This is a genomic window from Corynebacterium sp. SA-MJD20WY100 (assembly GCF_039822565.1).
Classification (GTDB): Bacteria; Actinomycetota; Actinomycetes; order Mycobacteriales; family Mycobacteriaceae; genus Corynebacterium; species Corynebacterium phoceense_A.
This window is the reverse complement of sequence record NZ_JBCJKS010000016.1, coordinates 17,657-29,760: the sequence shown is the minus strand read 5'-3', so window position 1 is coordinate 29,760 and position 12,104 is coordinate 17,657. Positions and strand designations below refer to the sequence as shown.

Below are 12,104 nucleotides of genomic sequence, written 5' to 3'. Positions count from 1 at the left end.
CCGCCGCGCTCTCTTGTATATAAAGGAGTGCGGCGGGCGCCTGTAGACGCGGGGACGGGGCTTAGAAGCCCATGCCGCCCATCTCGTCAGCGCCAGGAGCGGCCGGTGCGGCCGGCTCCGGCTTGTCGGCAACGACAGCCTCGGTGGTGAGGAAGAGCGCGGCGATGGACGCAGCGTTCTGCAGCGCGGAACGGGTGACCTTGACCGGGTCGTTGATACCCGCAGCCATGAGGTCGACGTACTCGCCGGTGGCGGCGTTGAGGCCCTCGCCAGCCGGGAGGTTGGCAACCTTGTCAGCCACGACGCCCGGCTCGAAGCCAGCGTTCAACGCAATCTGCTTCAGCGGTGCGGACAGTGCCTCGCGGACGATCTTCACGCCGGTGGCCTCGTCGCCCTTGAGATCGGACAGGGAGTCCAGAGCCTTGGCAGCCTGCAACAGGGCGACGCCGCCGCCGGCGACAATGCCCTCTTCGACGGCAGCCTTCGCGTTGCGGACGGCGTCCTCAATGCGGTGCTTGCGCTCGGTGAGCTCGACCTCGGTAGCAGCGCCGACCTTGAGGACGGCCACGCCGCCGGAGAGCTTAGCCAGGCGCTCCTGGAGCTTCTCACGGTCGTAGTCAGAGTCAGAGTTCTCAATCTCGGCGCGAATCTGCTTGATGCGGCCGTCGATCTGCTCCTGGGAGCCGGCGCCCTGAACGATGGTGGTGTCGTCCTTGGTGACGACGACCTTGCGGGCCTGGCCGAGGAACTCGAGCTCGGCGGTCTCGAGGGAGAGGCCGACCTCCTCGGAGATGACCTGGCCGCCGGTGAGGATAGCCATGTCCTGCAGGGTGGCCTTGCGGCGGTCGCCGAAGCCCGGCGCTTTCACGGCGACGGACTTGAAGGTGCCGCGGATCTTGTTGACGACGAGGGTGGACAGGGCCTCGCCCTCGACGTCCTCAGCGATGATGAGCAGCGGCTTGCCGGTCTGCATGACCTTCTCGAGGACCGGGACGAGGTCCTTGATGTTGGAGATCTTGGAGGAGACCAGAAGGATGTACGGATCCTCGAGGACGGCCTCCTGACGCTCCATGTCAGTGGCGAAGTAGCCGGAGATGTAGCCCTTGTCGAAGCGCATACCCTCGGTAACCTCAAGGTCGACGCCGAAGGTGTTGGACTCCTCGACAGTGATGACGGAGTCCTTGTTCACGGAGCCGTTGCCCACGGTGTACATAGCCTCGGCGATCTTCTCGCCAATGGCCGGGTCAGCGGCGGAGATGCCAGCGGTCGTGGCGATCTGCTCCTGGGTCTCGACCTCCGTGGCGGAAGAGAGCAAGGCGTCAACGACGGCCTTGGTGGCGGTCTCGATGCCGCGCTTGATGCCCATCGGGTTGGAGCCGGCGGCTACGTTGCGCAGACCCTCGCGGACGAGCGCCTGAGCCAGGACGGTAGCGGTGGTGGTGCCGTCGCCTGCGACGTCATCCGTCTTCTTGGCAACTTCCTTGACGAGCTCGGCGCCGATCTTCTCGTACGGATCCTCGAGCTCGATCTCGCGCGCGATGGACACGCCGTCGTTCGTAATGGTCGGGGCGCCCCAGGACTTCTCCAGGACGACGTTGCGGCCCTTGGGGCCGAGCGTGACCTTGACAGCGTCGGCCAGCGTGTTGAGGCCACGCTCGAGGCCGCGACGCGCCTCTTCGTCAAAGGCAATGATCTTTGCCATGTCTTTTTAACTCCTTGATTGGTGTCTTTTGTCTATGTGGTTGAAAGAAGACGACACTCAGGCGTCCCACCCTTCGAAGAAGCCCGCGACGGCGCGGCTGGCGAGTGTAGACCAACCTCAACTTCAAAGGGGCACGTTGTTAGCACTGACCATTCTCGAGTGCTAGCCACCATTCTGGCACTCGCCCGCACCGAGTGCAAGAAATGACGCGCATGCCCTGAGAGATCGCGAAAGGCCCGCCGGGAACCGGCGAGCCTAGGGCAAAGGGGGCATCGGAAAGCTAGGCGCGAGCCTTGCGGCGAGTCCACCAGTAGGTGAAGGCTACGGCCGCGATGAAGACGATGATGCCCAGGATATCGGCGTAGGTTCCGCCGGAGAAGAACTCGAGCGGGGACGCGCCACCGGCCGCCGCGATGAGGCCGGCATTGACGACGCCGAAGAGAGACTCACCGACAATGAGGCCGGTGGCGAGCAGCGTGCCCAGGCGCTTCTTAGCCTCGGCACCCTCCTGCTTGGCGGCCCAGTTGTCGTAGAACTTACCGAGGATGGCGCCAATCGGGATGATGATGGTGAGCGAAGCTGGCAGGTACATGCCCATGCCGACGGCGAGCGGCGAGAGGGAGTACTTTTCCGTGGTCTTGCGCAAAACCTCGTCGATTACGATGAGGACCGCGCCAATGCCCATACCGAGGAAGATGAGGTTCCAGTCCAGCGTGCTGTCGAAGATGCCCGAGGCAACCGAGGACATAAGCGCGGCCTGCGGAGCGGCGAGTGCGTCCTCGCCGGCGCCCTCCATGCCCTGGAAGCCGAATCCGGTGAGCATGACCTGAAGGATGGGCGGAATGACGACGGAGCCGAAGAGAACACCGATGATGAGGGCGACCTGCTGCTTCCAGGGCGTCGCGCCCACGAGCTGGCCGGTCTTCAAGTCCTGGAGGTTATCGTTCGAAATCGTGGCGATGCCGAAGATAATGGCCGCCGAGAAGAGCGTGTAGGCCACGAGCGAGAGCGGGTTCGCGTCCACGCCCCGCATGACGGCGGCGATGATGAGCGAGACCGCGACGACGGCGATGATGCCGATGGAGGAAATCGGCGAGTTCGACGCTCCGATGAGGCCGGCCATGTAACCGCAGACGGAGGCGATGACGAGACCGAGGACGAGCGTGAACAGCACGGAGACCGCGATGAGGACCACGGCGTGCTCATGGATATCCGTGTGCGAGAGGAACTCCCACAGCAGCAGGCCGATGGGGATCATGAGGACCAGGATGGTCGTGGCCACGTACGGGAACGGAATGTCGCGCTCCGTGACGTCCACGGCGTTGCCCGCCTTGCGGCTGCGCGAGGAAACCAGGGACTGGGAGATGCCTTTGGCGATGGGGCCAGTGATCTTGATGAGCGTCCACACGGCAGCAATCGCCATGGTGCCCACGCCGATGAAGCGGATCTCGCCGGAGAAGACCTCGTCGACGACGTCTGCCATCGCGGCGACGTCCGAGATATCGCCCGCGGTGCGCAGGGGCAGCAAAATAATAAAGGAGATGAACACGCCCACGAGCATGGCGATACCGACGGGCAGGCCGACCAAGTGGCCCACGCCGATCAGCGCCATGGACAGGCTCGTACCAAGCGTCGTCGCGCCGGCGCCGAGCTTGAAGTAGCCCGCGACGGAGGACGAGATGGCCTTCATCGCAGCGAGCAGGGACAGCGCGGCGGAGATGACGCCGCCTACGAGGATGACGCGCAGGCCTTTGGCGTTTTCCTCTCCTGCTTTGTCCGTAACGCCGCTTGCGGCGTCACCGTCGCCGACTTTAAGAACCTCGGCTGCGGCGACGCCCTCCGGGTAGGGCAGGTCCGAGCCGGTGACGAGCGCGCGGCGCAGCGGAATGGAGTACATGACGCCGAGGATGCCGCCGATGGCACACACCGCGGCCGTCTCGAAGAAGCTAAAACCCGTCCAGTAGCCGACCATGACGAGGCCGGGCAGGACGAAGATGATGGCGGACAACGTACCGGCGGCGGACGCGATGGTCTGCACGATGTTGTTTTCCTTGATGTTGTGCCCCTTGAACTTGCGGAGCACGGCCATGGAGATGACGGCGGCGGGGATCGACGTCGCGAACGTGAGGCCCACCTTGAGTCCGAGGTACACGTTGGCGGCGGTAAACACGAGGGTGATGAGCCCGCCGATGATGACGCCGCGCAGCGTCAATTCCGGCAACGATGCAGGCTTTTTCGCGGTCCCGGCGGGGGCTACTGGTGTGCCCATGCGAGGTCCTTTCTTTTCAAGATAAAATTCAACCTATCGAATGGTAGTCTCCATAGCCCGAATTGCCACATCTATAGTGGGAACCATGACTGATATTGCTAGCTCCGTCCGCGGCGATCGCGCCCGGATTTTCCAGGACCTGTCCCAACTCGTTGGCTTCGCCTCCGTCCACAATGAGCCTGGCCACGAGCAGGCCAACAAGGATGCCGCAGCGTGGGTTGCCGGCGCGCTTTCCGATGCCGCCTTTAGCGTCGAGTCCATCCCCACCACCGACGGCTCCATCGCCGTCCTGGGCAACCGCCCGGGCGACGAGGGCGCGAAGACCGTGCTGCTCTACTCGCACTACGACGTCGTCCCGGCCGGTGACCCGGCCGCGTGGGAGTCCGATCCCTTCACGTTGACCGAGCGCGCGCACGCCGATGGCACGACGCGCTGGTTCGGCCGCGGTGCAGCGGACTGCAAGGGCAACGTCGCCGCGCACCTCGCGGCGTTGCGCGCGGTCGAGGAAGCCGGTGGCACCAAGCTGAACCTGAAGTTCCTCGTCGAGGGCTCTGAGGAGCGCGGCGGCGCCGGTCTTTCCGCGCTCATCGAGGAGCGTCCGGAGCTCTTCGCCGCAGACGCCATCCTCATCGTCGACGCCGGCAACTCCGCCGTGGGCCAGCCGACGCTCACCACGTCGCTGCGCGGCGGCGGCCAGGTCCGCGTCAAGGTGACGACGGCCGAGTCCGCCGTCCACTCCGGCCAGTTCGGCGGCGCGGCCCCGGACGCCGTGAAGGCACTCATGCGCACGCTCGACTCGCTCACGGACGAGTACGGCCGCACCGTCATCGACGGCGTGGAGTGCCGCGATACCTGGGATGGCCAGGGCTACCCCGCTGACAACTTCCGTGCTGATGCGCAGCTGCTCGACGGCGTGGCCATCGCCGGCGAGGGCTCCTCCGAAGGCGCCACCGAGACCGAGATCGCCTCCATGCTGTGGTCCCGCCCGGCCGTGAGCGTCATCGGCTTTACCTCCACCCCGGTCTCCGAGGCCGTCAACGCCGTGGCCAATGTCGCCGAGGCCGCGCTCAACCTGCGCGTGCCCGCCCAGATGTCCGCCGCGGACACGGAGGCCAAGCTCATTGAGCACCTCAAGAACCACGTGCCGTGGGGCGCCCACATCGAGATCACCTCGTGGGACGCCAACCAGGGCTTTGCCACGGACCCCGAACTGCCCGCAGCCCGCGTCTTCGCCGAGGCTTTTTCTGAGGCTTATGGCACAGAGACGACCGCGCAGGGCATGGGCGGCTCTATCCCGCTCACCACCGAGCTACAGGAGAAATACCCCAACGCCGAGATCATCCTCTACGGGGTCGAGGAGCCCAAGGCCGTCATCCACTCCGCGAACGAGTCCGTGGACCCGACCGAGATTGAGGCCGTCGCCATCGCCGAGGCCCTCTTCCTCACCCGCTTCTAGCCGCCCCGCAGCGCGTTAGCCACAACGTCCGAATAAGGTCCGAATTTTTCGAAATGCGGAACCTTCGTCGGGGGTTGTGGCTATTTTCATGCGCACGCCGCGGTGCTCTGCGCAGGGTCTGCAGTCACAACAGTCACATACATAACAGTATTGCTGTACTCTAGAAAAGACTTGTAACAAAAAAGGGAGGCGCGCGTGCTCATTCTGCTGCTCGGACTTTTCTTCGCCGCAGCGATCGCACCGCTTGTCATACGCCTCTGCGGACGCGCAGGCTTCGGCTTGCTCGGGCTCGTTCCGCTCGCGGGCTTCATCTGGGTGCTCCAGCTCTTCGTCGAGAAACGCTTCGCAACGGGCGCGCTCGAGCAGCGCATCGAATGGATGCCGGCGGCCCACCTCGACATCGAGCTGCGCCTCGACCCGCTGGCCGGGCTGTTCTCTCTCATCATCTTAGGAGTGGGCGCACTCGTCCTTTTCTATTGCTGGGGCTACTTCACGCCCGCGGACGGCGCGGCACCCCGGCGGCGTCTCGAGATGTTCGCCTCCCAGATGGTCGCCTTCGCCGCCGCCATGTTCGGACTCGTCATCTCGGATAACTTCCTGCTCATGTACGTCTTCTGGGAAGTGACCTCGCTGTTGTCCTTCCTGCTCGTGAGCTACTACGGCGAGCGCGCCTCCTCGCGCCGCGCCGCGCAGCAGGCGCTCATGGTCACCACCCTCGGCGGCCTGGCCATGCTCATCGGCATCATTGGCTTCGGCCGCCAGTCGGGCGTGTGGACGTTCAGCGGCATCGCGAGCCTTCAGGCCGATATCGCGACGACCCCGTATATCGCCTGGTCCGTCTGCCTCGTCCTCGCCGGTGCCCTCAGCAAATCCGCCATCGCGCCCGCCCACTTCTGGCTGCCCGGCGCGATGGCCGCGCCCACGCCGGTCTCCGCGTATCTCCACTCCGCCGCGATGGTCAAGGCGGGCATCTACTTGGTCGCCCGCCTCTCCCCCGAGGTCCACACCGTCCCGGCCTGGCACATCGTGGTCATCCCGCTCGGTTTGTTCACCATGCTGCTAGGCGGCTGGATGGCGCTCAAGCAGCGCGACTTAAAGCTCATTCTTGCCTACGGCACGGTCTCCCAGCTGGGATTTATCACCTCCGTCGTCGCCATTGGTTCCCGCGAGGCGCTGCAGGCGGGGCTCGCGCTCACCTTTGCGCACTCGCTGTTTAAGGCCACCCTCTTTATGGTGGTCGGAGCCATCGACCATGCGTCGGGGACAAGGGACATCGGAAAGCTCAGCGGCCTGGGGCGGCGCCAACCGGTCTTGGCGCTCATCGCTGGCGTCTCCGCGCTGTCCATGGCGGGCCTGCCGCCACTGCTCGGCTTTGTCGCCAAAGAAGCGACGCTGGAGACGGTTCTCCACGAGGAGCTGCTCACGGGCATGCCGCGCAACATGATGCTCGTCGCGGTCGTGCTCGGCTCCATCCTCACCATGGCGTACGCGCTGCGCTTCCTCTGGGGCGCGTTCGCGACCAAGGGAACCGAAGGCCCGAGCACGGCCGTGAAGAAGATGCACCACGTCGGCCCCGCCCTGTGGGTCCCGCCGGCTGTGCTCACGGCGCTCACCATCTTCCAGGGCGCACAGCCGGCACCGCTATCCAATGGGCTCACGCAGCACCTCGACCCGATCTTCGGCGAGGGGTCCGCGCTCAAGCTGTGGCACGGCTGGACGCTACCACTGGGCATCTCGGCGTTTATCATTGTGGCCGGTTGCCTCATGCACTGGCAGCGGGGACTCGTCGCCGCCGCGCAGTTCGACACCCCGGCGCTGGGCAACGCGGACGACGCATACGATGCCACCCTCGCCCGGCTGCGCCGCGCGTCCTTGCGCATTACGGCGCAGACGCAGCGCGGCTCCCTGCAGTACAACCTCACCACGATTTTCGTGTGTCTCATCCTCCTCGTGATGGCAGCCCTCGTCGGCGGCGACCTCACGGATGTGCGCATGCACGTGGCGGATAACCCGTGGCAGGCCATCGCGGCCGTCCTCATGATGGCCGCGGCCATCGCGGCCACGGCCATGCACAACCGCTTGTCCGCCGTGCTGGTCGTGGGCATTTCGGGCTACGCGCTCTCCTTCATCTTTGCGCTCCACGGCGCGCCGGACCTGGCACTCACGCAGCTGCTCGTCGAGACCATCATCGTGGTGCTCTTCATGCTCGTCCTGCGCAAGATGCCGGCCAACGTCGAATGGCGCCAGGGCCCGGAGATGAACCGCCTGCGCGCGTGGCTGTCCGTCGCGGTCGGTCTCACCGTCTCGGTGGCGGGCATGTTCGCCATCAACGCGCGCACGGCCGCGCCGATTTCGGAATACATGCCGAAGCTCGCCAAGGAGATTGGCCACGGCGCGAACACGGTAAACGTGTTGCTCGTGGACATCCGCGCGTGGGATACCTTCGGCGAAGTCACCGTCCTCGTCATCGCGGCGACGGGCGTGGCCTCGCTCATCTACCGCACGCAGTCCTTCACGCGCTCCTCGCGCCGCCCCACGCTGCGTGCAGTGGGCCGCCGCTGGCTGGCCGTGGGCTCCGAGTCGGAGCAACGCCAGAACCGCTCGCTCATGATCGACGTCATCACGCGCCTGCTCTTCCCGTCCATGATGGCGCTTTCGCTCTACTTTTTCTTCGCCGGCCACAACGCGCCCGGCGGCGGTTTTGCGGGCGGCCTCGTGGCCTCGCTCGCGTTCACGCTGCGCTACCTCGCGGGCGGGCGCGAGGAGCTCGAGGAGGCTTTGCCTATCGATGCCGCCCGCCTGCTCGGCGCCGGCCTTCTTACCTCCTCGGTCTCCGTCATCGTGCCGCTGCTTTTGGGCCAGCCCCCGTTGACGACGGCGTATACGAAGCTCGAGGTGCCATTCCTCGGCGCGGTCTCGCTGCCCTCGGCACTCATCTTCGACGCGGGCGTCTACATCATCGTCGTGGGGCTCACCATGCACATCCTTACCTCGCTTGGCGGCAAGCTCGACGAGGAAGAGGAGGCACGTAAGCAGCGCGCCCGCGACCGCAAGCGCTCGCTTCAACTACAAATGCGCCACCAGGCTGGCCGCAAGCCGACGAACGCGCCGGCACAGGCCACGGCATCCACCGCAACAGCGACGACAAGCACAGGAAAGGAGACATCATGACCGCCAATCTCCTCCTCTTGCTCGCCTCGGGCGTGTCCGTCGCGGCGGGCGTCTACCTGCTACTCGACCGCGCGATGACGAAAATGCTCATGGGCATCCTGCTCATTGGCAACGGCGCGAACCTGCTCATGCTCCAGGCAGGCGGCGAGCCGGGGTCCCCGCCCATTACCGGGCGCGAATCCACGCAGTATGGCGAACAGATCGCAGACCCGCTGGCGCAGGGCATGATCCTCACGGCCATCGTCATTTCCATGGCAATGACGGGCTTCATCCTCACGCTGGCCTATCGCCAGTACCGCTACCGCACGGCGGACGTCATCGAGGACGACACGGAAGACGCAGCCATCGCGGCGAGCGTGGGCCGGTCGACCTCGACGGTCTCACCAGACGTCGACGCGTCCTCCGACCCCACGACGGGCAGGGACACGGACAAGGGCGACGCCTTCGGCCCCTCGTCCTTTGAGGAGCCGGTGAAGGGCCCGGAGAAACACCATAAGAAGAAGCCCGAAAGCACCGCGAAGGGAGACAGCGATGACTGAGCCGCTGCACGGCCTGGCCGAGGTCGTCTACCCGTTCGTGGGTTATCTTATCCCGCTGCCGATCATCATTCCGGCGGTGGCGGCGGCGCTCGCCATGCTCTTCGCCCGCGTGCCGTGGGTACAGCGCACCCTCGCCTTCTTCGCGCTGCTCGCCAGCGCGGGCGTGGCGGCACTGCTCATCGTCATCGCGGATTTCTACGGCATCCAGGCCCTCCAGGTCGGCGGATGGGACGCCCCGGTGGGTATCACGCTCGTCGCGGACCGGTTGAGCTCGATCATGCTCTTCACGTCGTCCATCGTGCTCTTCTCCGTCATGTGGTACGCCATCGCGCAGGGCATCCGGGACGGCGATCGCGACTCCCCCGTCGCGGTCTTCCTGCCCACGTACATGCTGCTGTCCATGGGCATTAACGTCTCCTTCCTCGCTGGCGACTTGTTTAACCTCTACGTCGGCTTCGAGATCTTCCTCGTGGCGTCCTACGTGCTGCTCACCCTCGGCGCGTCCCCGGCGCGCGTGCGCGCGGGCGTAGGCTACGTCATGGTGTCGATGACCTCGTCCATGGTCTTCGTCGTGGGCCTCGCGCTCGTCTACGCGGCGGTGGGCACGATGAACATGGCGCAGATCGGCGAGCGCATGAACGACATCCCGGGCGGCACGCAGGCCGCCATCTTCGGCGTGCTGCTCATCGCGTTCGGCATCAAGGCCGCCATAGTGCCGCTCGACGCGTGGCTGCCGGACTCCTACCCCACCGCGCCGGCGCTCGTCACGGCCGTCTTCGCGGGCCTTCTCACCAAGGTCGGCGTGTACGCCATCATTCGCATGCGCACCTCCGTGTTCACGGATGGCACGCTCGACACGCTGCTCATGTGGGTCGCGCTCGCCACGATGGTGGTGGGCATCCTCGGCGCCATGGCGCAGGCCGACATCAAGCGTCTGCTGTCCTTTACGCTGGTGAGCCACATCGGCTACATGATCTTTGGCGTCTCGCTCGGCTCCGCGCAGGGCCTGTCCGGCGCCATCTTCTACGCGGTCCACCACATCCTGGTGCAAACGGCGCTCTTCCTCGTTGTCGGCCTTATCGAGCGCCAGGCGGGCACGTCCTCGATGCGCCGGTTGGGCTCGCTCATGTACACCGCGCCGCTTGTCGCGGTGCTCTACTTCATCCCAGCCATCAACCTGGGCGGCATCCCGCCGTTCTCGGGCTTCCTGGGTAAAATCATCCTGCTCCAGGCCGCCGCGAACGACGGCTCACCGCTCGCGTGGGTGCTCATCGTCGGAGCCGTCGCGACCTCGCTGCTCACGCTCTACGTCATGATGGTCGTCTGGGCCAAGGCCTTCGTCCGCGACCGCGCGGACGCCCCGGATTACCATGAGCCTGCCCAGCCTGCCGATGCCCCCTCCCGCGTCCCCTTCGGCATGCTCGGCGCCACCACGCTGCTGGTCGCCGCCTCGGTGGCCATTACGGTGCTCGCTGGCCCCATCTCCGGCGTGACCTCGCGCGCGGCGGAGTCCGCGCAGGATGACAGCATCTACCGCTACGCAGTACTCGGCGAGACGTCCGAGAATCCCACGCGCCGCCTCGACCAAAAGGAGCGCTATGCGGAGGGCCACGAGAACGCCGAACGCGGCGCAGACTCTCTGGGCGAGCGCCGCGCCCCACTCGAGGACCCGGCGCCGGGCCTGTCCACGGCCCCGGCGACGACGGCCTCGCCCACGAGCGCCACGCCCGTCGACGAGGGCTCGGCGGAAATCGAAACGAAGGAGCCGCGATGAGAGCACAATTGCCGCACCTCAACGAAAAAATTGGTGGCCGGCTCAGTGGCGTGCAGCACCGGTTCCGCCCGTGGTTTATCGTGTGGATCCTCGTCATGTGGTGCTTGCTCATGGGCGAGCTCACCGTGGCCAATGTCGTGGGCGGCGTGCTCGTGGGCCTCGCGGTGACCTTCCTCCTGCCGCTGCCCGCCATGCCGGTGGGCGGCCTCGACATCTCGTGGGGCCTGCTTGTCCGCTTCATCGGCGTGTGGCTCTGGGATTTTCTGGGGGCGTCGCTCAAGGTGGCGTGGCTGGCCATCCGGCCGGCGGACCCGCCGCGCACGGCCATCCTCACCGCGCCCATGCGCGTGGACAACGAGTTCGTCCTGGCTCTCGCCGTCTTCCTCTACAACCTCCAGCCGGGTGGGACGGTGACGGATATTGATATCGCCGGGCGCATGCTCACCGTCCACATCTTGGAAGCAGACAATGAGCCTGACATCGAGCGGGCTCTGGGGAGCATCGGCAAGCTGGAGCGCGCCCTGATTGCCATCTTTGAAAGGAGCGTCTAGATGCCTGACACGCTGTATGACTGGGGCCTCGCGGTGGCCGCGGCAATGATGACGGTGTCCTTCCTCGTGGTCGCCTGGCGCATCATTACCGGCCCGAACTCGCTCGACCGGCTCGTGGGCATGGACGGCTTCGTGGCCGCCTTCCAATGCGCGCTCGCCACGTATATCTGCTGGTCACTGGATACGACCGTGGTCAACGCGATGCTCGTCATCGCGCTGCTGGGCTTCATCTCGACCGTTGCCGTCACCCGCTTCCGCAGGAGGGACAACCAATGATCACCGACATCATCTCGCTCATCCTCGTGCTCGCCGGGTCTTTCTTCGTCCTCGCGGCCGCGTTGGGCCTTATCCGCTTCCGCGACACGATGGCGCGCGTCCACGCGGTGGCCAAGCCGCAGACCATCGGCTTAGTCCTCGTGCTCCTGGGCGCGTTCATCCGCGTGGTCGGCTCGCCGGAGTTCAGCGTGGCGCAGCGCAGCGACTTAGGATTGCTGCTCCTGCTCGGGCTCTTTGCGCTTGCGACGGCGCCGGTCACGGCACAGCGCATCACGCGTGTTGCCCGCCGCGAAGGTCTCTACGATCTTGATGAAAATATGTCCCGAAACGACCGGCCTGCCGGAAAAACGATGCGTCGCCGCTAGG

General features: G+C 65.7%; 9 protein-coding genes. 7 read left to right on the top strand and 2 right to left on the bottom strand.

The genetic code is table 11. From position 1 onward, the window contains the following. Positions 1–61: 61 nt before the first annotated feature. Positions 62–1,702: a chaperonin GroEL gene (gene groL, locus ABJ196_RS09360; RefSeq protein WP_347306492.1), complete on the bottom strand. Its 1,641-nt coding sequence runs from the start codon at positions 1,700–1,702 to the stop codon at positions 62–64. Between the two features lie 280 nt (positions 1,703–1,982). Beyond that, on the bottom strand, positions 1,983–3,971 hold the full coding sequence (locus tag ABJ196_RS09355; protein ID WP_347306490.1) for an oligopeptide transporter, OPT family: 1,989 nt from the start codon (positions 3,969–3,971) through the stop codon (positions 1,983–1,985). An 85-nt stretch (positions 3,972–4,056) separates the two neighbouring features. Here ABJ196_RS09355 and ABJ196_RS09350 point away from each other — a divergent pair, with 85 nt between their 5' ends. The 7 genes from ABJ196_RS09350 to ABJ196_RS09320 all read left to right on the top strand — a co-directional run bounded on the left by ABJ196_RS09350 (position 4,057) and on the right by ABJ196_RS09320 (position 12,103). Next, the gene (locus ABJ196_RS09350; protein WP_347306488.1) at positions 4,057–5,427 is read left to right on the top strand and encodes a dipeptidase; all 1,371 of its coding nucleotides are present in this window, start codon (positions 4,057–4,059) and stop codon (positions 5,425–5,427) included. A gap of 195 nt (positions 5,428–5,622) precedes the next feature. Then, entirely contained in the window at positions 5,623–8,598 is a 2,976-nt protein-coding gene (locus ABJ196_RS09345; protein ID WP_347306486.1) for a Na+/H+ antiporter subunit A, read from the top strand. Next, positions 8,595–9,137: a Na(+)/H(+) antiporter subunit C gene (locus ABJ196_RS09340; protein ID WP_347306484.1), complete on the top strand. Its 543-nt coding sequence runs from the start codon at positions 8,595–8,597 to the stop codon at positions 9,135–9,137. Before ABJ196_RS09345 ends, ABJ196_RS09340 begins: the two co-directional genes overlap by 4 nt. Then, positions 9,130–10,911 carry a Na+/H+ antiporter subunit D gene (locus ABJ196_RS09335; RefSeq protein WP_347306482.1) on the top strand — a complete coding sequence of 594 codons (1,782 nt, stop codon included), beginning with the start codon at positions 9,130–9,132 and terminating at the stop codon, positions 10,909–10,911. Before ABJ196_RS09340 ends, ABJ196_RS09335 begins: the two co-directional genes overlap by 8 nt. Beyond that, a complete protein-coding gene (locus tag ABJ196_RS09330; RefSeq protein ID WP_347306480.1) occupies positions 10,908–11,462 on the top strand; it encodes a Na+/H+ antiporter subunit E in 555 nt (184 codons plus the stop codon). Before ABJ196_RS09335 ends, ABJ196_RS09330 begins: the two co-directional genes overlap by 4 nt. Next, positions 11,463–11,738 (top strand): monovalent cation/H+ antiporter complex subunit F, encoded by a 276-nt coding sequence (locus tag ABJ196_RS09325; RefSeq protein ID WP_347306478.1) that lies wholly within the window; start codon positions 11,463–11,465, stop codon positions 11,736–11,738. Then, complete coding sequence (locus ABJ196_RS09320; protein WP_347306476.1) at positions 11,735–12,103, top strand: monovalent cation/H(+) antiporter subunit G; 369 nt, start codon at positions 11,735–11,737, stop codon at positions 12,101–12,103. The genes ABJ196_RS09325 and ABJ196_RS09320 overlap by 4 nt, the downstream gene beginning before the upstream one ends. Position 12,104 lies beyond the last annotated feature (1 nt).